This window comes from Gloeotrichia echinulata CP02 (assembly GCA_038087035.1).
Lineage (GTDB): Bacteria > Cyanobacteriota > Cyanobacteriia > Cyanobacteriales > Nostocaceae > Gloeotrichia > Gloeotrichia echinulata.
In genome coordinates, this window is record CP051187.1 from 164,772 (window position 1) to 186,681 (window position 21,910).

21 protein-coding genes are annotated in these 21,910 nt (G+C 43.7%); 6 read left to right on the forward strand and 15 right to left on the reverse strand.

All coding sequences use genetic code 11. The features are described from left to right. Window positions 1–139: 139 nt before the first annotated feature. A complete protein-coding gene (locus tag HEQ19_00655) occupies window positions 140–1,111 on the reverse strand; it encodes a GTP-binding protein (protein ID WYL98251.1) in 972 nt (323 codons plus the stop codon). A 251-nt stretch (window positions 1,112–1,362) separates the two neighbouring features. Then, entirely contained in the window at window positions 1,363–4,110 is a 2,748-nt protein-coding gene (locus HEQ19_00660; GenBank protein ID WYL98252.1) for an HAD-IC family P-type ATPase, read from the reverse strand. Between the two features lie 138 nt (window positions 4,111–4,248). Between HEQ19_00660 and HEQ19_00665 the strand changes: the two genes are divergently transcribed. Then, on the forward strand, window positions 4,249–5,376 hold the full coding sequence (locus tag HEQ19_00665) for an ATP-binding protein (GenBank protein ID WYL98253.1): 1,128 nt from the start codon (window positions 4,249–4,251) through the stop codon (window positions 5,374–5,376). A 326-nt stretch (window positions 5,377–5,702) separates the two neighbouring features. Here HEQ19_00665 and HEQ19_00670 read toward each other — a convergent pair whose 3' ends face one another. The 4 genes from HEQ19_00670 to HEQ19_00685 form a co-directional block, all read right to left on the reverse strand. Beyond that, a complete protein-coding gene (locus HEQ19_00670; GenBank protein WYL98254.1) occupies window positions 5,703–5,948 on the reverse strand; it encodes an HNH endonuclease in 246 nt (81 codons plus the stop codon). Beyond that, the gene (locus HEQ19_00675; protein WYL98255.1) at window positions 5,945–7,135 is read right to left on the reverse strand and encodes a DUF2252 domain-containing protein; all 1,191 of its coding nucleotides are present in this window, start codon (window positions 7,133–7,135) and stop codon (window positions 5,945–5,947) included. Before HEQ19_00675 ends, HEQ19_00670 begins: the two co-directional genes overlap by 4 nt. 422 nt (window positions 7,136–7,557) lie before the next feature. Further along, window positions 7,558–10,011, reverse strand: coding sequence for a dynamin-like GTPase family protein (locus HEQ19_00680; GenBank protein ID WYL98256.1), 2,454 nt, complete (start codon window positions 10,009–10,011; stop codon window positions 7,558–7,560). 578 nt (window positions 10,012–10,589) lie between these two features. Next, complete coding sequence (locus HEQ19_00685; protein WYL98257.1) at window positions 10,590–11,018, reverse strand: SufE family protein; 429 nt, start codon at window positions 11,016–11,018, stop codon at window positions 10,590–10,592. Between the two features lie 236 nt (window positions 11,019–11,254). Here HEQ19_00685 and psaK point away from each other — a divergent pair, with 236 nt between their 5' ends. The 5 genes from psaK to HEQ19_00710 all read left to right on the forward strand — a co-directional run bounded on the left by psaK (window position 11,255) and on the right by HEQ19_00710 (window position 14,046). Then, a complete protein-coding gene (gene psaK, locus HEQ19_00690; GenBank protein WYL98258.1) occupies window positions 11,255–11,515 on the forward strand; it encodes a photosystem I reaction center subunit PsaK in 261 nt (86 codons plus the stop codon). A gap of 190 nt (window positions 11,516–11,705) precedes the next feature. Beyond that, window positions 11,706–12,245, forward strand: a complete 540-nt coding sequence (locus HEQ19_00695; GenBank protein WYL98259.1) for a Uma2 family endonuclease — start codon at window positions 11,706–11,708, stop codon at window positions 12,243–12,245. A gap of 106 nt (window positions 12,246–12,351) precedes the next feature. Then, window positions 12,352–13,188 (forward strand): 4-hydroxy-tetrahydrodipicolinate reductase, encoded by an 837-nt coding sequence (gene dapB, locus HEQ19_00700; protein ID WYM03181.1) that lies wholly within the window; start codon window positions 12,352–12,354, stop codon window positions 13,186–13,188. A gap of 25 nt (window positions 13,189–13,213) precedes the next feature. After that, window positions 13,214–13,903 carry a phosphate ABC transporter permease gene (locus tag HEQ19_00705; GenBank protein WYL98260.1) on the forward strand — a complete coding sequence of 230 codons (690 nt, stop codon included), beginning with the start codon at window positions 13,214–13,216 and terminating at the stop codon, window positions 13,901–13,903. Then, window positions 13,903–14,046: a hypothetical protein gene (locus tag HEQ19_00710; GenBank protein ID WYL98261.1), complete on the forward strand. Its 144-nt coding sequence runs from the start codon at window positions 13,903–13,905 to the stop codon at window positions 14,044–14,046. The genes HEQ19_00705 and HEQ19_00710 overlap by 1 nt, the downstream gene beginning before the upstream one ends. Before the next feature lie 261 nt (window positions 14,047–14,307). On the opposite strand, the gene HEQ19_00720 is transcribed toward HEQ19_00710, so the two are convergent. From HEQ19_00720 to HEQ19_00755, 9 genes are all read right to left on the reverse strand, one after another. After that, window positions 14,308–14,937: a precorrin-8X methylmutase gene (locus tag HEQ19_00720; protein WYM03182.1), complete on the reverse strand. Its 630-nt coding sequence runs from the start codon at window positions 14,935–14,937 to the stop codon at window positions 14,308–14,310. Window positions 14,938–15,743: 806 nt separating this feature from the next. Further along, window positions 15,744–16,550, reverse strand: a complete 807-nt coding sequence (locus HEQ19_00725; GenBank protein ID WYL98262.1) for a TPM domain-containing protein — start codon at window positions 16,548–16,550, stop codon at window positions 15,744–15,746. 108 nt (window positions 16,551–16,658) lie between these two features. Continuing rightward, on the reverse strand, window positions 16,659–16,787 hold the full coding sequence (locus HEQ19_30580; protein ID WZI67082.1) for a hypothetical protein: 129 nt from the start codon (window positions 16,785–16,787) through the stop codon (window positions 16,659–16,661). 3 nt (window positions 16,788–16,790) lie between these two features. Beyond that, entirely contained in the window at window positions 16,791–17,330 is a 540-nt protein-coding gene (locus tag HEQ19_00730) for a DUF948 domain-containing protein (protein ID WYL98263.1), read from the reverse strand. A gap of 11 nt (window positions 17,331–17,341) precedes the next feature. Then, window positions 17,342–17,722 (reverse strand): YtxH domain-containing protein, encoded by a 381-nt coding sequence (locus tag HEQ19_00735; GenBank protein WYL98264.1) that lies wholly within the window; start codon window positions 17,720–17,722, stop codon window positions 17,342–17,344. Between the two features lie 698 nt (window positions 17,723–18,420). Then, window positions 18,421–18,735: a hypothetical protein gene (locus HEQ19_00740; protein WYL98265.1), complete on the reverse strand. Its 315-nt coding sequence runs from the start codon at window positions 18,733–18,735 to the stop codon at window positions 18,421–18,423. Between the two features lie 86 nt (window positions 18,736–18,821). Further along, window positions 18,822–19,649 carry a COP23 domain-containing protein gene (locus HEQ19_00745; GenBank protein WYL98266.1) on the reverse strand — a complete coding sequence of 276 codons (828 nt, stop codon included), beginning with the start codon at window positions 19,647–19,649 and terminating at the stop codon, window positions 18,822–18,824. Between the two features lie 167 nt (window positions 19,650–19,816). Next, window positions 19,817–20,863, reverse strand: coding sequence for a DUF1611 domain-containing protein (locus HEQ19_00750; GenBank protein ID WYL98267.1), 1,047 nt, complete (start codon window positions 20,861–20,863; stop codon window positions 19,817–19,819). Beyond that, window positions 20,847–21,899, reverse strand: coding sequence for a dipeptide epimerase (locus HEQ19_00755; protein WYL98268.1), 1,053 nt, complete (start codon window positions 21,897–21,899; stop codon window positions 20,847–20,849). The genes HEQ19_00750 and HEQ19_00755 overlap by 17 nt, the downstream gene beginning before the upstream one ends. Window positions 21,900–21,910: the final 11 nt, after the last annotated feature.

Sequence of the window (21,910 nt, forward strand, 5' to 3'; positions counted from 1 at the left end):
GGGGTATCTAAAAATTTATCCGGCTAAACAAATAGTTTGAAATCGCGGGACTAGGGACTGGGGGATCAGGAAGTAGGGAAAAATTATTCAACATCCCCATCCTCCTCATCCTCCTATCTCCCAAGGTCCCGACCTCCCTTTAAGCTAGACAGGCGAGAAAATCTTGTTTAAGTTTGACTTCATCAAGATTGCGACCGATGAAGACGAGTTCGTTTTTAGGTGTTTCGTTGGGTTTCCAAGGGCGATCTGGTCTACCATCAAATATCATGTGTACTCCTTGGAATACAAATCGATTATCTTCCCCAGCAATATTTAAAATGCCTTTCATGCGGAAGATATCTGTCCCTTGGGTACGTAGTAATTCCGATAGCCAATCGTTTAATTTGTCTCCATCGATTGCGCCAGGTTCGACAAAAGCCACAGAATGGACGCTTTCATCATGTACATGAGCATCTTCGCCTAAAAAATTGGGGTCAATTTCTAAAGCGCGGTCTAAGTCAAAGGCGCCTACACCCAGTAAAGCATCCATTTCTAGTTCAGAGTTGCGAGTACGGTAGATTTTGGCGATCGCATTCATCCCCCGAATCCGTTGCTCTAACTCTTCTAATACATCTGGGGTGACTAAATCTGTTTTATTGAGTAAAATTACATCAGCAAAAGCAATTTGTTCTTGGGCTTCATCTGCATCCCAATGCTGCCAGATATGCTTGGCATCTACAACCGTTACCACTGCATCTAAAGACAGTTGGTTTTGCATATCTTCATCGACAAAGAATGTCTGAATCACTGGCGCAGGGTCAGCTAATCCCGTGGTTTCAATGACTAGATGGTCAAATTTATCACGCCGCTTCATCAAGTTACCGATGATGCGAATCAAGTCCCCGCGCACTGTACAGCAGATACAGCCGTTATTCATTTCAAATATTTCTTCATCTGCATCGATAACCAATTGATTATCAATACCCACTTCCCCAAATTCATTAACGATCACAGCTACTTTTTTGCCGTGTTCGTAGGTGAGGATGTGATTGAGTAGGGTGGTTTTACCTGCACCGAGATAACCAGTTAAAACGGTTACAGGGACGGAATTTGATGTTTCAGCAGAGATCATAATCTCAAGGCAAGTTGATGATAATCATTATCCGCCTATGATAGCAGCTAGCAAGATCAGCGCCTACGAGACTGGTTCCCAATCCCGGTAGAATTCCTTTCAACCAATAAAGCATAACTTCGGCAGCAGCAATATCTCTGTCCTGGAAATATCCACAAACACTACACTCATGCACTCTGTAGGGGCGCAAGGCCTTGCGCCCCAAAAGCGTGGTCTATTTACCTGAAAATGGCTGTAAGTACGCAAGAACCTTAATTCGGCGGATCGAACTTATTAACAACTGTCGCCCAGATAATCATCGGTGAACCCACACCCAAACAGAATAACCACTGCTGTAAAGTCAATGGCGCCGTTTCAAACACTTCATTAATCAACGGCACATGAGCAAACAATATTTGCAAAAGAATCGCCCCTAAAATCCCAAAGCCAATAGCTGGAATATCCACATTTTCTTGAATTGTCCCGTCCATCTTGGCAATTAAATTCGGGATTAATTGACTAATGCTCAACAGATAAAATATTCGCCCAGCAATTAAGGAATTAATCGCCATTGTCCGCGCTAAATCAATATTACCTGTTGTTTGGCGGATATATTCAAATACCCCAAATATCACAATCCAGTTAAACAAAGAAATTGCCAAAATTCGTCCTAATCTACTACCAGCAAGCAACGGCTCATGGGGATTTCGCGGTGCTTGTTGCATGACGTTTTGTCCTTTAGGCTCAAATGCTAAAGGCACTGTCATGGTGATAGAGTTCAACATATTCAACCACAGCACTTGTAAAGACAAAATCGGCAAATCTCTAGCCAATAATGTACTAATCAAAATCGTCATCGATTCCCCACCGTTGACGGGCAAAATAAAGCAAATTGCCTTCAATAGGTTCTTATAAACTGCCCTTCCTTCTTCCACAGCGGCTTCAATGGAAGCAAAATTATCGTCTGTGAGCAGCATATCTGCTGCCTCTTTGGCAACTTCAGTACCTGCACCACCCATTGCAATGCCGATATCTGCTTGTTTTAAGGCGGGTGCATCGTTGACACCATCGCCAGTCATGGCGACGATTTCGCCTTTAGATTGCAAGGCTTCGACTAAACGTAGCTTTTGTTCGGGGGCGACGCGGGCAAATACGACACCTTCCTCTGCAACTTGGGCGAGTTCTGTTTTATCCATGTGCGCTAGTTCTGCACCTGTGAAGGCTAGAACTGAGCCATTTTTATTGATTCCCATCCGGCGGGCGATCGCCTGTGCAGTTACCGCATGGTCTCCTGTAATCATTTTTACCTGAATTCCCGCTGCTTGACAGGCTTCCACCGCTTTAATTGCACTCTCACGCGGCGGATCAATCATCCCCTGCAAGCCTAAGAAAATTAATCCTGTGGCAATATCTGGATGATCTACCGTATTTTGCTCATCGCTAACGGGCTTTTTCGCCAAAGCTAAGACCCGTAAGCCCTGCCGTGCCATAATATTTACTTCCCGCTCGATGCTGGTTTGCTTTAATGTTTCTACACAATCTAGCGGGCGGGGTTGTCCATGAGTATTCAACATCAGGCTACAGCGCTGCAGAATTGCCTCTACAGAACCCTTGACGTAAATTGTATTACCCTTGGCTGTGCCGTGTAAAGTCGCCATGTACTGAAAGTCTGACTCAAAGGGTATCCCATCTAGTTTAGGCATTTGCTGGGCTAAGGTAGGCTGGCTGAAACCGGCTTTGTTCGCAGATGCAATTAATGCGCCTTCGGTGGGATCTCCCATTACCACCCACCTACCATTTTTCTTTTCTAACTGGGAATCGTTGCAGAGTATTCCGGCTATCAAGCATTCTTGCAAACCCTTATCACTGTTCAAGTCTACTGGTTTGTCATCTATCAAAATTTCCCCATCTGGTGTGTAGCCTATCCCAGTGACAGTGTATTGATGTCCTCCTGCATAGATAGCCTGTACTGTCATCTGGTTTTCTGTCAAAGTCCCGGTTTTATCGGAACAAATCACAGTTGCACTCCCCAAGGTTTCCACCGCCGGCAATTTGCGGATAATGGCGTTGCGTCGTGCCATGCGGGAAACACCGATTGCCAGGGTAACTGTCACTACTGCTGGTAAACCTTCAGGAATCGCACTCACTGTTAAAGCCACCGCCGCTTCTAAGGCTTCTTGAAACCCTCTAAAGCTTAATCCCACCACAAAGCAGAGGGTAGCCAAGCCTAGCACCATATATAGCCAACTCTGGCTGAATTTATCAAATTTTCGGGTTAAAGGGGTGGATATATCGGTGTGTTGCTCCATTAACTGGGATATGCGCCCTGTCTCCGTGGCGTTCCCTGTGGCAATTACGATACCTGTAGCTTGGCCAAAGGTGACGAAACCACCGGCATAAGCCATGTTTTTTCGCTCTGCTAAACCTGCATCTGACTTTAAAATTTTGAGGTTTTTTTCTACTGCTACAGATTCCCCAGTCAGGGCAGATTCATCTATTTGTAAATTCCGTACTTGAATTAACCGTAAATCTGCTGGGACTTTATCGCCAGAGGTTAGCAATACAATATCTCCAGGCACTAATTCGCCCGAAGGAATGCGTAATTTTTGACCATCGCGGATGACAGTAGCTTCTGTAGTGATGGCTTTGGCGAGGGCGGCGATCGCACTTTCGGCTTTCGATTCCTGGATAAATCCAATTATGGCGTTGGTAGTTGTGACACCCCAAATTACTCCCGCATTCACAAAACTACCAGTGACAGCTTTGACTAAACCCGCACACAACAAAATAATCAGCAGTGGTTGGTTAAATTGCAGCAGAAACTTCAACCACCAAGGCTTGGTTTTTTTTGCAGTTAGTTCATTCGCCCCGATTTCCGTTAACCGACGTTTGGCTGTAGCGGTACTCAAGCCATACTCAGCGTCACTTTGCAACTGCGCGATCGCTTCGGAAGTCTCTAAGCTATGCCAAACAGTCAGCTGCTTATCTTCTGGCGCGGTGGTAGATACAGCAGTCGCCATAACTATTTATTCCCTTTCATAAAGTGTTATTAATTATATAACACTAATTTTTGGTGTTAAATAACTAATTGCACTAAGAAATAAATTATGTATATCATAGTTATCCTCAATACTTGCTGAGTGATCATGGAAGTGAGTATGCTGACCCTTACGGTTAGGGTTGAAATCAAAAGCGAAAGGCGGGTAAATTTGGATTTGTCTACTCCTTTACAATTAATTGGGCGTTCGGGGGAATTTCAGCACGTTGTCGAAGTTCTGGCTCAAGATGGGGATTTGCTGATTACGGGAGTTCCTGGTAGTGGGCGGCGTACCCTAGTCAGAGGCGCAGCTCAAGAAGTCGGCGCGATCGCTCTGGAGATAGACTGTATTCGTGCCATAGATGGGGAACGATTTGTACAATTGCTGGCGGAGGCGATTAGCCAAAATTGGGAACCCGTCAAACTGCAAAACTGGGTGAGCAAAACTGCAAGTGAGTTTTTTGTCTTTCATCCAGAAGGTAAACTAAAATTGTTGCGTTCCCTCGACCAAAAGCAGCTATGGCAAGCCTTTGAAATATTGCTAGAATTACCACAAATCATAGCTGTGGATTTGCATCAGCGCGTGGTGCTGATTTTACAGAGTTTCCCCCACATTCGCTCTTGGGATCGCAATAGTTTGTGGGAAATGACATTTAGGCGAAAAATCAAAGAGAAAACTCAGGTTAGTTATGTCGTCATCGCGACGATTGCCGAGACAATTAATCATATAGATGAAACTAACTCTCCGGTCGAAACTTTGCAGTTACCTCCCTTAGTCAGAGATGTTTTAGCATTGTGGGCAAGAGAGATGTTGCATCAATATGAACTAAAATTTGATTCCCGTTCCAAAGCATTACAAATATTTTTAGATGCAGTACAGGGACACATTGGCGATGCAATGGCATTAATTCGCCGTCTGCAAACTTTATCCTATGCTGATGGGTTAATTACTGAGCAAGAAGTAGAGCAAGCAATTGAAGGATTACTCAAAGATTTATCTATCACCTTTGAGTCATTACTGATGTTGCTCCCCCCCAACCAAGTACACTTATTAGAGTGTTTAGCTCTCGATCCTACAGAAAGACCTCAAAGCAAAGAATATATTCAAAAACATGGTCTTTCTCGTGGTGGTAGCCTACAAGGTGCTTTGAGTGGATTGCAGCACAAAGGCTTAATTTATGGTGCCGAGCAAGGTTATAAGTTAGCATTGCCTTTACTGGCTTTGTGGTTGCGTCAGCGCTTGAGTTAAACTACTCCCTTCCCGGTCTAAGATTACCTATAATTTTCCTTCTTCTCTACGTTCGCGTAGCGTGTCGAAGACAGACGCTCCGCGAATGCGCCTTTGCGCCTTTGCGCCTTCTCTACGAGACGCTCCGCGAATGCGTGAGCTAAAAATTATTTCCCTACGGGACGCTCCGCGAACGGTAATCTTCCAGCGGTTCGGGAGTAATTGATAATTCAATCAGCGTTTTTGGCGTCCCTCGATGAGGTGTAGGGGCGCAAGGCCTTGCGCCCCTACGAAGATCTGTGGTTATTGGGTGAAAATCATAGTTTTGTTTTTTCGCGCCGACTTATTTACCGATCAAAATGACGCCGGAAGCGGGGGTCAAGGTCGTTGTTTTTTTTCTGATTACAGGTGCTACAGAGGGTTTGGAGATTGCTGATATCATTTTGACCACCACGGGAAAGGGGAATGATATGGTCGATAGTCAGGTTGGTTTCTAATGTAGTTTTACCACAACTTTGACATTGGCATTTATCCCGCTCGAAGACATATTTTTTCACTTCGGGAGGGATGCGAATTCTAGGAGTTTTATTCATGAATTTTGACTAAATTCCTGATAATCTAGTTGTATTTGGGTAGAGTAACTGCGTGCATAGTCCAGAATTTGATGATGCCAATCAGGGGAATGAGCAAACTTAATTAAATCATCGGCGATCGCCGAACCTTGTCTACCACCACTGCGTAATTGATCCCAGGCTGTAACTTGACCCATTGTCTGCATCAATTTTTCTAAACGTCCCACTTTACCATCCGCTGATTGCAGATTTACTTTGTCTTGTTCTGGCTGTAATTCCCGTAGCAGATAAGATTGAGTCCCTTCGACTATCGCCCCTAAAAGCGCCGGTGGTGTTCCTTGTACCCGTTGTTGGATAGCTACCTGTCGAGCAGCTTGACTTTGCCACAGGGGCTGAGGCAGAGTTAAATAAGGCTGTAATGAGCTATTTTGTGCTTGCTTGAAATCTAATAAATAATTACCATCAGGTGAACCTTTACCTTCAACCAAAATTACATAACGTTCTAGTCCTAAACTCCCAGTACCTGCTATACGTTGCTGCACATCTAACACTTTGAAAAAATCTGCATTTTCTTGCTTTGTAGATTTTTGCCAAATAGCCAGTAATTTTTTGACTTTTTGTTGTTCTGCTTCCGTGGCTTCTTTGACACGTTTTTCATCAATAATTAAGCGACGCTTACCTTTCTTTTCTTCTGTACGCTTATCTAAAAATTCTGGGCGATCGCGTTTCTTTAAACTTTCTAATAAATCCTTAACTAAGCCTTGAGAAGTTTCCTTTTCCACATTCCTAGCTTGTCCTTGTGCTAAGGTATTGGTGTAGGTATCTAGAAATTTATTGCACAAATTTACTGACTCTGATTCATTCACTTTCAGGGTGGATGCACCAACGATAATACTGGTAATGAACCGGGCTATATCCCAGGTACAAGGAGCAATAACTGCTTCGTCAAAATCGTTGATATCAAAATAAACTAATCGATTATCACCTTTATAACTGCCAAAGTTTTCTACATGCAAGTCTCCACAAATCCACACTGGTGGTGCTGCATTTAATGATGACTTTTTGGGGAAGTCTTCATAAAATAGGTGACAAGTTCCGCGATAAAAGCTAAAAATATCATGACGCATTGCCTTGTACTTGAGTTTAAGTATTTCTGGGTTACGTCCTTGGTTAAATTTCTGGATTCTGTCAACGATATTATTCGTCATAATTTTTAATTTACATACCATCTTATTGTTGCTATTCTCTCACTTATTTCGCGAGATTTTTGTAAATTTTTATTCATAAATTTTCCTTTGCGCCTTAAGTGCGGGAAGCCGCTTCGCGTCATGCGTAATATTTTCATCCCATAAATGTGCAACGCCGATTTTTTAATAGAGGTACGTATCCTACACTTACAGCAATTTTTATCGATTTAACCCACATTCTTTGTAGGGGTTTAGCATTGCTAAACCCCTACCGCGTAGTCTATTAGCCTGAAAACTGCTGTAATCAACAATTGTATTCGCTGTCAATATAATTTGTCACTAGACAGCGCCAAAAAACTGAAGCCCTATCGGTTGGGTTCCCAACCTACTGAACTTTATTTATCATCACAGATGAACACACATCTATGTTTTGTAATTGGCGTCTAAACCTCTGCTACACTATCTAATAAACCATCTGAGATCACAAAACCGTTATTAACAAACCTGCTATCAAGAACTTCACCATTATCAATTACAGGTAGCAAATGGTCATATAACTGCATCAGTTGTAAACAGCTATTTATATTGGTAACTGCTGAATTATACGCCTCAATTTTTTGTTCAACTGTATTTAACAATCGCCGATTATTCACAATTTTCTCTTCGGCTTCTTGTTCTAGAGTTGTTTCTAAATAAGCACGTGCGTGGGGATACTGCTGCAAAATTTCATCGCCTTGCTGGTTCGCCATTGGTAATAACTGAGTTTTGAGGATTTGGTTGATGGTTTGGCGAAAGCTTTTGCGAATTGTTTGGGAAACTTTTGGCTCAAAATCTAATTTCAATAACTGTCTAATTGCGGGTTCGGCTTCTACCATACTGTCGCAGTCGTAACCTTGAGAAGTTTGCTGTAAAGTCTGGCGAAACTGATATATTGAAAAAGTGCCTTCATCATAAAATCTCGGACTTTCTCTGACAAAGCGATCGCACTCTACTCTACCTGCATTCACTAGAGCATGAGAAACTTGTTTTTCTAGTGCTTTTAACTGTTGTTCAAGGCCGCTATCATTACCTAATAAGCGATATAACTGGCGATAGTATTCGGTTTTACGAATACTTTCCATTAATTGCTGAAATAGATTAGCAATTATTTCCACAGAAGACGCTACTAAAATATCTTCCAACTGATTTGATAAATAATAAAACGCCTCAACTAAAATGGCAATTAAAGGCGCAGTCGCGTTGCGAGGATGGCTGAGAGTTGCACGTCGATAAGCTTCACCTACAGAAAAGGTATCTAATAACTCATCTAAACGACGAATCATTCTTGATTGTAATTGCCGAAAATCTGCTTCAAATGCATCACACTCATTATTAATGATGCGGTTAACTTCTTCTGTCATATGCTGACTAAAGTCTTTACCAACTTGTTGTAGTTGCTGGTTGAGGCGTTGTAACTCTTGCGCCTTCATCGTCGCAATTTCTTGCGGTTGACTTTCTAAATCTCGCTGTAATGTCTGATAATGTTTTTTCAGTTTAATACAAATATCTCCCAAATCATCGGCGAGATTCTTGAAAAGTTGCGGACGCTTCTCTTCAGTCAGGTAACGAGTAATAGCTGTTCTAAATTCGTCAATTCCACTATCTTGAATTAGCTGCTCAATTAACGGCGTTCCTTGTTCCGCTAAAATTCGGACATAGTTCTCATTGGGAGTTTCAAAGCTATTCACAGAAATGCGAAACTTACTTGGCGACAACTTACCAGAATTGGCGCAGTAGCGATTAAACTCATTCACAAATTGCGGCGTTTCTTCCCTAGCATCCAAAGCCTTGACACTTTCAGTAAATAGAGAATCCAAACCAAAGCGATCGCGCCCACTTGTCTGTTTAATTTGGCTACCGTAAAATCCTAGTAAACCACTGGTTTTATAAACCCTGTTACTATCGCGAAACTGTCCACTAATCAAATTATCCAAACGTTGCCTTAGCTGAGTATTATACCAAGTTTCATCGATGCGGTTAAAGATATAAAAAACGCGATTGCGTATTCCCGCATTTCCCCGCATTGTTTCTAAAAGTTGCGTTTCTTCCTTAGTCATCTCACCCGCAGCAGCAGGTTTTAGCACACACACCACCGCCGAAGTATCAGCATCTTGAATTTTGGCGTAAGTTAGTTGTGCATCCTTCTCTACTGGCGCATCAATTCCTGGCGTGTCGATAATAACATTACCATCTTGCAATAGAGGATGATTACAGTAATATTCAATTCGTTTTAAAACAGCACTATTGCTACCACGACGCGCATATCCAGCCGCTTCTTTAAGATTAGAAAAATTAAATTGCTCCATCGAATATATGGCATTATTTACCGTATGAATATGTTGACGGTTTGCCACATATCCTTCAATCAATAATATTAATGCCTTTGCTTGTTTCGCCCTTTCCGATTTATTCTCCCCACCCTCCTGCTCAATAATAGCTGTACAACCTTGTATCAGCAAATTAATCACATCCGGTTGATTGATATTTGCTACTGTGTTAAATCCTAGTTGTTGGCACAAAGATACAGCTTGTTCTCGAATTTCTACTTCACTTAAAAACGTCAAAACGACACATTCTTTATCTGCTTTTGCATACTCAATCTTGCATTCTGTACCCGTAGCGTGTCCTTCGGCGCTGTATAGCAATTCCCTTTCTAACAACGCATTAATTAACATAGACTTACCTGCACTAAATGCGCCCGCAAACACAATTTCAAATCTTGGCGAAATTGCTTTACTCAGAGAAGTTTGCACAGGTATAACGTCATGGGAACGCAAGCTGGTTTCTTGCTGTAAAAGTTGTAATATCAACTCAACTTGTTCTTTTAAATTTTGACACTGTGGGGGCAAATATGACATTTTTAGCACCATTCAAGGTTTATGTATAGCTTAGAACTTATTTAAGTTATAAATCATAGTGTATTTACTTAAATTATTGCATTCGAGGGCTTGTACTACTATCAAACCACTGGCAGAATATCTTACTTACAGCAATTTTCATTTCTTTGAACCACAGATCCTTGTAGGGGATCTAGGCCTTGCGCCCCAAAAGCGTGGTCTATTTACCTGAAAATCATTGTAACCCACATTCCGCACCCTCAACGGTCACAATCGTATTTTACTGTTTTTTATCGAGAAGTCAAGTAGCATAATATACTAATTTTCCCTTATTTTAACGGATAAAGCATGTTTATGATGCATAATTTATAGCTGTAAAAATGGAATATTTTAAGTAAATATACTATGTTACACCCTAGGGTGCGGAATGTGGGTTGTAATATCTGTACCTCATTTACCTGCAATCTGCTGTATCTAGCTGTATCTATTTGAATGAACTTACGCAGTAAGTTGGAACCCCTCGGATTTATCGGTGTAGATTATAGCCCCCTACTCCCTTGCGCTTAGGGGGTTGGGGGTGGTCGATTGTACCTGAACCGCTATAACTTACATTCCAGCGCCTTTCTTTGCATGGTTTTAAAAATGTTGTAAAATCCATTAGCACGGGAAGGTGTGAGGCTAACATTTAATCCAGTTTCTTGAATAAAATCTGGAGTTAGTTGTATAATCTCAGTGGGTGTTAGTCCATTTAATCCTTCGATCAATAGCCCTACTAATCCTTTAGTTAACTGCGAATCAGAATCGCCCTCATAGGAAACTTTGCCATCATCTAGTGCTGCTGTGACATAAACTTGAGAAACACAACCTGGAACTTTATTTTCCGGTAATTTATCAGATTCTGGGAAATCTTTGAGTTTCTGAGCATACCAAATTAGCTGTTCATACCGTCGTTTAGGGTCAGAAGCCCGTTGGAAGCGTTGAACGATTTTTGCCAGGGCTGGTGGTAAGGAATTGAGAGAAGAAGACATAACAGCAGCAGGAAATAATCGGTATCACTTTGAGTATGACACTTTCACCCCTTCAATGGGTGAAATTCTTGCTACCCTCCCGGAACGCTGCGCCTTTCTATCCTTTACTTAAATATATTAAGAATTATGAACAAGGATGTTAAATATTAATGCAAAATGATGCTTTTTCACGCCATTTATTGATAAGAAACTTACATGTTGTTTTCCATAATCAATAAATTTCAGGAGCAAATCAGGTGCTGACTTCAACCTTACTCGCTGCTGCAACCGCACCCCTAGAGTGGAGTCCCACAACTGGGATAATTATCATTCTCTGCAACATCGTGGCTATTGCCTTTGGCAAGTCTAGTATCAAATATCCCAGCGTCGGACCTGCTCTACCCTCAGCCAATTTATTTGGTGGTTTTGGTTTACCAGCCTTATTAGCAACTACAGCCTTTGGTCACATCTTAGGTGTTGGCGTTGTTTTAGGACTGCATCACATCGGTAGAATCTAGGTTTTTGCTCAATCAAATTGTCTTTCCTGTAATTGTTCTTTTGTCTGTTGTCCAGAGCCAGAGAGTAAGTTCTCTGGCTCTTTTATGTTAAACTCGGATTAGGAAAAAATACTCAGATCTGAATTTATTCCATGAACACAACATTTTTGCCAGAAATGGCAAGATAGATTCAGATGTTTCAGGAGTCCTTATGTCTTTAACTGTTCAAGACCTGGAGCAAATGCAGGCAGCTTATCCTGACTATCGCATGGAATTGGTTGAGGGGAATATAGTTGTCATGAGTCCATCAGGTTATGAGTCCCAAGAAGTAGGAACGGAGTTTGCATCCTTGTTGCGGAATTGGGTAAGACCACGTAAGCTGGGACGTGTAGTTGGTTCCAGTGCAGGCTTCAGATTGCCTAACACAGATTTACGCGCTCCTGATGTATCATTTGTGCGAGCAGAGAAGCTCAAACGTTCCACAGAAGATTATGCAGAATTGGTTCCCGATTTAGTTGTGGAGGTTAGGTCTAAAACCGATTCCTTAGATAAACTGCGTCAAAAAATTCAGGAGTTTATCAGCCTTGGTACTCAAATCGGAATTTTAATTGACCCCAAAACTAGAACTATCGAAGTTTACCGTACTGGTGAAACAGAGATATTACGGGATGGTGATGTGTTGAAACTTCCAGATTTAATTCCTGGTTGGGAAGTGGCGATCGCTGATATTTGGTCGCCAGTGTTTGATTGACCCAGGCTGATAAATTGAGGGGTCTAAGGAGCCAGTAGCCGACAGAATCGGGCGAATTGCGTTATACAATTCGTTTGTGATTTAATAAAATTCGGCTAGAACTATTATTATGAATCAAGCTCCAATCCCAGTGATTGTTAACGGTGCTGCTGGTAAAATGGGCCGCGAGGTGGTCAAAGCAGTAGCACAAGCACCAGATTTAAACCTAGTGGGTGCAATAGACCGCAATGAAGAACATCAAGGTAAAGACGCCGGAGAATTGGCTGGTTTAAGCGAACCTCTGGAAATCCCAATTACTAATCAATTAGAACCGATGCTCGGCTATGTGGCTGGGGATAGAAACGCACCTGCGGGAGTGATGGTAGATTTTACCCACCCAGATTCAATTTATGATAATATTCGCAGTGCGATCGCCTACGGGATTCGTCCGGTTGTTGGCACCACAGGATTAAGTCCCGAACAAATTCAAAATTTGGCAGACTTTGCTGATAAAGCTAGCACAGGCTGTCTAATTATTCCTAACTTCTCGATTGGGATAGTGCTACTGCAGCAAGCAGCCGTCACAGCATCCCAATATTTTGATCACGTGGAAATTATTGAACTGCATCACAACCAAAAAGCTGATGCACCAAGCGGTACAGCGATTCAAACCGCTGAACTACTGGCTGAATTGGGTAAAACATTTAACCCACAGTTGGTAGAAGAAACCGAAAAAATCCCAGGTGCAAGAGGTAGCCTCGCCGACGAAGGAATTCGGATTCACAGCGTGCGCCTACCGGGACTGATAGCCCATCAAGAAGTGATTTTTGGCGCAGCGGGTCAAATCTATACTTTACGCCATGATACGAGCGATCGCGCCTGCTATATGCCAGGAGTGTTACTAGCAATTCGCAAAGTCTTACAGCTAAAGTCGTTAGTATATGGATTAGAAAAGATACTCTAAACTGAAAACTCAGCACGCAGCACTCATGTTAGTCCCACTGACTCGCCAAAAATTCGAGCAAATCATCCCCCTAATTGCCACTGGTCCCCAGTACAAGTACTATTGGGGTAAGTTTTCCTATTTTATCCAGCGGATATTGATTTCTGTAGTCGCCATAGTTGTGATTCTGCTTGTAAAAACCTTCTTCAAAATTGAGTTAGACCTGATAGTATTTGTGCTGGCGATGATGGGCGCTTTTTACTGGCTGTGGTATCCAGTATTTCAAGCAAGTCTGCGGAATGCAAAATGCCGCCGTTACAAGTACAGCGGCTTTTTTAGAGGTCGAATACTCGATTGGTGGATCACAGACCAGTTGATAGGTAAACAGGAAACGGTTAACAATAAAGGGGATTTGGTAATTGTCGAAAACCGCGAAAAACGGATTAACTTAGAAGTAGGAGATGACACGGGTTTTACTATTGAGTTTGAAGCCCCACTGCGTTCAGCCTACAAAGTCATTGCACGGGGTCAAATTGCCGAAATGGTGGTGATGTCAAATAGTCCAGATTTGAGTAGAATTGAACAATTCAGTGATCTTTACATTCCCACTCGTGATTTATGGGTTAGCGATTATCCCTATGTAAGGCAAGATTTCTTCAATGAAGTAAGTCGTCGCTTGCGTGATGACCAAGACGATAGACCCCGTAGGCGTCGGCGTCGGGAAGAGGATTATTGATGAACAAGTTGTTCATAAATCTCTCACTAAAGGGTCAATCAACTGATCGGGAATTCGGTTACGTTCGATATATAGCAGGGGACTGGGGACTGGGGACACAACGACCGCTCAGTGCATCGCTGGGGACTGGGTTACAAGTCTGATTGTGTCTAGGTTTTATCATCAGTTATAGCACTTCCTATTCAGATGAGGTACAAAATTGTATCACGCGATGTAGGGGCACGGCACTGCCGTGCCCTTACCGATGTACCTCACTAGGGCGAGAAACGCTATAATGTCCTAAGCACTTTGGCGGTTGCTATAATCGTTGATCTCGCTCTGATGATCACAGTAATAGCTTAATGCATCAAATACTTGTGCCAGCGATAGATGCGGCATACATTTAACAAAGTACTAACTTCTTTTCATTTCGCCCTATTCCCATCTTTGCCATAGGCTTGCCAAGCCAAGTCTACCAGACCATCAACGATCGCAGCTGCCACAACCGCATTACCTTTGCGACTGTCAATAGTAATGTGTGGAACCAGAGAATCTTGCAAACTTTCTTTAGCAGCATCCACATTCACAAATCCCACTGGGGTAGCAATGATCAAAGCTGGTTGAATTTCTTCAGCCGCAATTAAATCTACTAGTGTTGTCAATGCTGTTTGCGCCTGACCCACCACAAAAATCCCCTCTGGGTAACGCTTGGCTAGAGTTTCAATTCCCCATGCGGCACGAGTTTGTTCTGTTTGGGGGCGCGTCAGGGCTTCCATACTGCAATATATTGGATTAGCAAAAGTACTTTGAATCTCGTAGCTAATACCTACCTGTACCATCGGCACATCTACAATAATAGTGGTACGCGCTGCTAATGCTGCAGCCCCCGCCTGTAAAGCACGCTCGGAAAAGTGAATTAAAGACTTATACTCAAAGTCAGCCGTCGCGTATATCACCCGGCGCACAATTTCATACTCTGCGGGTGAAAAGACATGATCGCCAATTTCACTATCAATGATTGCCAAACTTTGAGCATCAGTTAGGTGCCATTCCATTGTCATTGCACTTCTCATCAGAAAAATGGGTCCCAAACCCCGTCCTTCTAGGACGGCTTTACATGGTATAATCAGCACAGCCACTAGGACCTTAATTGGTGGGTGAAACTCCCAGTGGCGGGACGTTCTGGTTAAAAGGCTGTTACTCTACATGGGTAATTCGGTACTCTGTACTCCAGTCCCAGCCCCCACAAGCAAGGACAATTAAGTGAGTGAGTAACAAGCATACGATAAATAGACCCAATGGGCAGTTTACGCACTGCTTGGAGGGAGTAGGCGCAATTGACACCGCGCATCGCACGACACCGGGATACGGGTAAACGGTTCTGGGAGTTGTGGTACGAGCAATGCCATTCCTGGTATCTCCTTTTAAAGAATCTCCTCGCCTAAAGGCAGGAGAGTGTCAAATATCAGCTTACCAAAAAAACTGGGTCTAAAGCCCCGTCCTTCTAGGACGGCTTTTTGGTAAAATAGTGGCAACAGGCAGGGCATTGTCTGTCGGGCTAGGTGATGTAAGACGGGCTATGCCTGCTATTGCTGTTTGAATCCAGAATCCCTGAACTTTCAGATCAGGGAGTATGTCAAAGCTTATCAGATCTTCACTCTTGACACTACCCCGACTGAGTAAGTTTCGCTTTGTCTAACGACACGCTGTTGGCGCTACATCCGGAGTCTAAAAGACGTAGGGTTTTGCGCCTATCGGGTTATTTTTATAACTGTAGGGGCGCAAGGCCTTGCGCCCCTACTTTAGTTCTGGGCGGGTTTTCGGGCTTAACCTACGCAGTATTGTCCTCACTTCCACCTGCTCACTCAGCAGTAGAAGGTGGCCGACCAAAAACTGGGGAAAGGTAAGCAACTAAAGCACCCATAAAAAAGCCAGCGATATTGCGAACTAGAGGTAGCCATTCACTCGTGCGCGTTACTACTGGACCAATACCAAAAGCAATAAACAAAATTCCCCATAAAGGTGAGAAAATTAAAGCCCATTGCCAAGCAAAAACTTGTTTATCGGTGCGGGGTTGAGCTGCAAATCCGCAAACCACTCCACCAATGACTGAGGTAATCAGGGTGAGAATCCATTGCTCCCGTGGTAATCCGGGAACGACATTACAACCACCCTTCAGCAAACAGCCTTTCACCGATTCTAAGGCTTGGAGAATTGCTTGGTCTTCGCCTTGTTCTCGGACAAAGTATAAATTCCCGAAGCGAGTTTGCAGTTCTATCCAGAAAGTCCGGGGTAAAAGTTCATAAACTGCGTCACCGACACTAAAACTGAGGATGTTACCCCCACGGGAGTCAGCAACTAGCAGAATGCTTTTATCGTCCAAACCCCAATAATTGATCACTGCGCGGCCAGGGGTGCGGTCATATTGGGTCAATACTCGCAGTTTCCAACCAGTATCGGTTTCAAATTGCGCTAAATCCTTGACAAGCTTTTCTTCTTGTAGTTCTGGGAGTGATTTAGCTAAGTCTACAACTGGGGTAAATGTGTCCGGTAATAACTCAGGATTGTCATAAGCCAGCGCTGGGGGAGAATGCATGACCCACATTGACCCAGCCAAGAAAAATACTGCAATAGATACCAGAATTCGTCGCCAAAAACAAGACTGCATGGACGTTTTTATAAGATCTCAATGGTAAACGTGAACAAGTGTTTTTAAAAGAATACGCGAAAAGTGATACTTCTTTACACTTCTTTACTTTATTCTAATCTAACCGATTTAATGTAGTACCGCTGGGCGGAATTCGCCCTCGATCGCAGCCCAGCTACGAAGCGCTGCAAAAGCAATCTGCATAACTATTGACAAATGACAAATGACCAATGACAAATGACAAATGACAACCGTCAACCGTCAACCCTCATCATCAAAACTGTCTTCCCACTTAGCAGAATCACTGTAACCATCATTACTGGGGATGGCTTGGGTTTTTGTGCGGCGATTTTCCTGTGTGAGTGCTTCTGGTTCTTGGAGTGTCAGGGGTGGTTTTTCAGTTATTGGGAGACGTTCAACGGTGCGCCTGGGAGATTTTTGGCGGGTGAAAGTTTTCCAGGCAGCTTTCACACCTACTAAAATACTGCGTGTGCCTACTTGGATATTTTCAGCTTGTTTTTTGGCACTATCTAGGCTTTGATCCACTTGTTGAACAACTTTGCCGGCACTTTTGACCCCTTCACTGACATCATTGGTTAAATCAGTCATTTCTATGCTAGTTGTGCGGATAGCATTTAAAGTAGGCGGTAACTCGCGTGAGAGGGTATCAAATAGCTTTTCGGCACTGCGAGCAGCCCGTGCTAACTCCTGCAGAGCGGGTATAGCCGCTACCAAAACAGCGGTCAGACTGGTGGCGACTAAGAGTAAGGATAGTCCCAGCCAAAACAGTGGGTCCATCACGGTTATGACATTTATGAGCGTTCTAGATGTTGGGGAAGAGAATCAGAGTTTTCTGGTCTTTGAGAATCAGCAGTCCTATTGTCTACAGAATTTTGGCGCTTCAAGACTTGGTTTGATCGCTGACTAGCATCTATACCAGCGGCGATCGCTTCTTGTAGTCGCTCTAAGGTCTCATCCCAGTTTCTCAGTGCTTTTGCAGAGAGACGGTCCGCCTGAATTTGCACAGTTGTTGACAAATCTTCTGCCAATTCTGGTAGAGCATCAGCAGATTTTTTCAGAATTTTCCGGGTTTCGCGCCCTGTGCGTGGAGCGACGAGTAAACTGGTCAAAGCACCGATGGTTGCTCCTAGCATTAAACCGCCAATAAATACTCCAGAACGGTTGTTAGACATTGTTTATTTGCTCTTGATTTACTAGACATCTTTGGAGATCCTTTGACAATTTTTGCTACCCTTGTGTTTCCTTTCTCTTCTTGAAGCTTTCAGCGGACGTGACGCTGCGCTAGCGACTGCTTGAGAAAGAGTATTCCAGCCACACTCGCTTTCGGGAGTGCCAAGGGTGAACAACTAGGCAAGTCTATTGCAAAAAGTCCACAAGTGTTTAGTTTGGATTGAGCCTATCCTACTGCATTTATTGACATTTAGTATTCTAGCTGCTACATAAAACCTAGACAAAGCTAGACTTTACTTTCTACTTCAGCGGGAGCATGGGAGCGGTTATCCCACCCTTCGGGAAGCAAGCTACAGTAGACTTAAACGCTGTAGCCCAACGCCATCTTTCTAATGCTTAAGCCTCGCCTGTGCTTGGCTTTAACCCTGAGCGTTCGCGCAGCGTCCCGTAGGGAAGCCGAAGGGTTAAGATTTTCAAAAAGACTATCACTATCATTGCTTGGTTTTCGCGTCGGCAATAGTCTTATTCAATACTTAATATCTTAAATATTATATATCAAGTATTTGATTTTTTCAACTAAAATCTCTTGATTTTTCTCAATATTTGTCAATATATGTATAACTTTGTCTATAAAATTGTCAACTTAGGACTAGCTCTGTTTTGCTGACATTCAACAAGAAAAATCACCAGCGTCAATTTCTCATTTTTTAACAAACCCTGTCCTACCAAACCGCCGCCAGATTTGCTGTCCTAAAAGCAGCAGGCTAACAATTTGCCGCACTTGTTGGATTTGCACCTGTAGGGCTTGGTTTCTTTGCCCCAGGTAATAAAGACTCTGCTGGTTAATATAAATATTTTCGGGTGCTTGATCCAGCAGGGCATGGCTACAACGTTCATAGGCGGTTAATCTATCTGCTATCCGCCCTATGCGCTGTTTCAGTTTCCATATTCGCCAAGCCACGTACAGCAATATCCCTGACATCAGGGTGTTAATGACGACAACCACCATTACCATTTTTGACCTTCACTAACGTCAGCTTTGAGGAATTTGTTTATGGGTTTCTGATTTAATGATAGCGGTAGAGGCAACCTTTAAGATCTTTAACGGCGGAATCTATTGGGATCGAGTCTAGGATTGGGGCTATTGATATTGGATCTTTGACGAACAGTGGATTGGCTATTGGCACCGGAACGAATGGCGACGCCGTTCTTGAGTCCAGTACCATCGCCACCATCTTTGCGATCGAGGAAAGGTTTAAGATTGATGCCAGTATTAGATGAACTGACCCGATTTCTACCACTACCGAGAATTGAGCGACCTAAGTTGTATATTTCGCCTACTCCTGAGCGATCGCTACTACGATAAGTGTTAACAGCTATGGTTTGCTGTCCACTGTCAGCAGTAGTTAAGTTTTGGAATACGCTATTGCGAACCACATAGGGGTCTTTCCCCGGAGGTACAGTCAAGACAATTCTACAGCTTGGGTTAGCTTCAGTGGTGACACAGATAATGTTTTCGTTATTTGCTACAGAGGTCTGAAGTTCTTGTAGTCCATCGCTGCGATAGGATTCCAAGCGACTGGCGATTGTTTCACAGCGCTTTTGGGGATTCCAACCACCACCCAAAGTTGCCGGCGCAGCCCAAGGAAAGTATTGACCTGGTTGACTTTGTGGCTGATACATTACGGTATACTGACCATTGGTATACTGACAGCTAAACCGCGCCGCACTGTCAGCAGTAGGGTAAGTGGTTGTGTTTGTAGATGATCCTGTCGGTGTGGATGGCCTTGTGGGGATGGATGGGTCGCCTGTTGTTGGCACCACCACCGCACCAGAAGAATCAACCTGGGCTAATGCTACATAATTGCTGAAAAAGCAGGATAAACCCAAACTGCTCAAAAGCACAAACTTCAGCGCTTGTGATGACATATATAATCCTCAACCAAAAATATGATAGGGCGTACTGATAATTGAAGTGACGCAAAATTTTGGCTTTTGATTCATGAAGATGCTGGTTTTTTCCCCACACCCAAAATAATCAGAGCAAGGGAAGAGCTTGCTCTGATGTACCTCATGTGATCAGAAAAAGCTATAACCTAGCTCCGCATCACCGCATCCAATAGCACACCTGCACCAAAGCGCACGACATCGGTACAGGGTAGACCAGTCTCGGCTGTGGTTTGGGCGATCGCCTCCAACGCCGCAGCCTCACTCAATTTATACGTGTTCAATGCTATACCAACTACGGGTACTGGTGCAAAGGCACCACCAGCACTAGCAACAGTTTCATAAAGATGGATGACTTCTGGTAAGGTAGGAATTGGTACATGGGGATTATTGCGGTTATGAGTTTGTCCGGCGCGATGCACTAGTACGAGTTGGGTCGGTTGGGAACCACGGATGAGGGGTAGGGTGGCTGTTGAACCAGGGTGCAGCAGTGAACCTTGTCCTTCAATTTGGAGGATGTCGTAATTTTTCCCATAGCGCATGACCATCTGTTCCACAGCACCAGCAGCAAAGTCTACCCGCACAGCATCTAAGGCGACACCATCCCCTTCTAACATCACACCTGTTTGACCTGTGGCGAGGAATTTAGAACGCCAGCCCCGCAGTTTCGCAGCCCAATGTAGTTCTAAACTAGTAGACATTTTGCCAATAGCCATATCGGTGCCCACTGTCAAGACCCGGCGACAGGGGAGGGTGCGAGCCAAACCACTAGCAACACCTAAATTAGGTGGTTCTTTGCGGACATCCCAAATTATTTGTCCCGGTTTCAGTAGTGCATTTAACTGTGGTATGTTTGCCAATGGTATATGCAAACCATTGACCAGCGACATTCCAGCTTCTAGAGCATCTTTAATCTCCGGCCAGTAATCATCTGGGACAACACCGCCTTTGGGGGCAATACCGATAACTAAGACTTCCGGCTTATACTCTAGGGCTGCGCCTACCGATGGAACAATCGGCACATGACGCTTGATACCTGTTAATTCCTCCAAGGATTTACCAGCAGCTTCGCGATCGATGACTGCGACTATTGGGGCTTCACTATAGCGTAAAAGTGACAGCCCTGTTTTGCCTTGAGTCCCAGTAATTCCTTCATGTAGCAGAATAGCTATTCGTTGATTAAGCGGCAAACGCACTATATTGTACCCCCAAGCCAGGTAAATCGTTGGGCAAAACTCTGCCATCTTGTACCGATGCACCGGTGAAGGGGTCATCGATTAAATTAAGGTGACTGTCTAAATCGAGATAATCAGCTAGTGGCGCCAACTGCGCTGCGGCTGTATTGGCTAATGAGCTGTCGGAATAGCAGCCGAACATTACTTGTAATCCATAGGCTCGTGCTGTATGTACCATCCGCATGGACTCGGTTAAGCCTCCCGATTTCATCAGTTTGATATTAATGCCATCCACGTAATTTGCTAGATGGGGAATATCGTAACTGGTGAAGCAACTTTCATCAACAAAAATAGGCAGGGGTGAATGGGCCTTAAGTTCGGCTAAACTTTGTTCTTGTCCCCGTGGCAGTGGCTGTTCTATATACTTTATCCCTAAATCAGCAAGCCTTTTACACATTTGTTTTGCATCTGCTAAACTCCAACCCCCGTTTGCATCAACAAAGAACTCTGTACCAGGTGCTTCTTCTTGCACTGCTAATAGCATTTTTTGATCTGCGTCTATACCATCGGGACTACCCAACTTCACCTTGAACAGGCGGACATCGGTAAATTGTAGCCAATCCCGCGCCCTCTTCCTAGCACCTTCAGGAGAATTAATGCCAATTGTCACCGAAGTTGGGACTATTAGTTGGCGATCAAGTCCCCAGAGTTGCCACAGTGGTAATCCTACATGCTTTCCTAGCCAGTCATGTAAGGCAATATCGATTGCTGCGCTGACTGACGAAGGAATCTGTGCTAATTTTAACACTTGCTCAATTTGCTGCCGCTGTAGCGGGTGGAATGTTTGCAACATGGGGATGACTTGTTGCAGGGCATCTTTGATGGTATCAGTTGATTGTCGATGATTCCCGACACCAAACGGCGACGCTTCGCCCCAACCTTCGATCCCATCCTGGGAAATACTTACCCAGAGATTTGTCGTTTGTGCCGTTGTACCGCGACTAATAGTCAAAGGGAACCGCTTATTGACGGTAAATATTTTACCATTTATTTGCATAAGTTTACTGA

Coding starts and splice junctions, on each gene's coding strand:
- HEQ19_00670 (WYL98254.1), bottom strand. CDS start 5,948: ATGAATAAAACTCCTAGAATTCGCATCCCTCCCGAAGTGAAAAAATAT.
- HEQ19_00680 (WYL98256.1), bottom strand. CDS start 10,011: ATGTCATATTTGCCCCCACAGTGTCAAAATTTAAAAGAACAAGTTGAG.
- HEQ19_00685 (WYL98257.1), bottom strand. CDS start 11,018: ATGTCTTCTTCTCTCAATTCCTTACCACCAGCCCTGGCAAAAATCGTT.
- HEQ19_00665 (WYL98253.1), top strand. CDS start 4,249: ATGCTGACCCTTACGGTTAGGGTTGAAATCAAAAGCGAAAGGCGGGTA.
- HEQ19_00675 (WYL98255.1), bottom strand. CDS start 7,135: ATGACGAATAATATCGTTGACAGAATCCAGAAATTTAACCAAGGACGT.
- HEQ19_00695 (WYL98259.1), top strand. CDS start 11,706: ATGTCTTTAACTGTTCAAGACCTGGAGCAAATGCAGGCAGCTTATCCT.
- HEQ19_00755 (WYL98268.1), bottom strand. CDS start 21,899: ATGCAAATAAATGGTAAAATATTTACCGTCAATAAGCGGTTCCCTTTG.
- HEQ19_00720 (WYM03182.1), bottom strand. CDS start 14,937: ATGGAATGGCACCTAACTGATGCTCAAAGTTTGGCAATCATTGATAGT.
- HEQ19_00740 (WYL98265.1), bottom strand. CDS start 18,735: ATGGTAATGGTGGTTGTCGTCATTAACACCCTGATGTCAGGGATATTG.
- HEQ19_00655 (WYL98251.1), bottom strand. CDS start 1,111: ATGATCTCTGCTGAAACATCAAATTCCGTCCCTGTAACCGTTTTAACT.
- HEQ19_00660 (WYL98252.1), bottom strand. CDS start 4,110: ATGGCGACTGCTGTATCTACCACCGCGCCAGAAGATAAGCAGCTGACT.
- HEQ19_00705 (WYL98260.1), top strand. CDS start 13,214: ATGTTAGTCCCACTGACTCGCCAAAAATTCGAGCAAATCATCCCCCTA.
- HEQ19_00725 (WYL98262.1), bottom strand. CDS start 16,550: ATGCAGTCTTGTTTTTGGCGACGAATTCTGGTATCTATTGCAGTATTT.
- HEQ19_00735 (WYL98264.1), bottom strand. CDS start 17,722: ATGTCTAACAACCGTTCTGGAGTATTTATTGGCGGTTTAATGCTAGGA.
- HEQ19_00710 (WYL98261.1), top strand. CDS start 13,903: ATGAACAAGTTGTTCATAAATCTCTCACTAAAGGGTCAATCAACTGAT.
- HEQ19_00745 (WYL98266.1), bottom strand. CDS start 19,649: ATGTCATCACAAGCGCTGAAGTTTGTGCTTTTGAGCAGTTTGGGTTTA.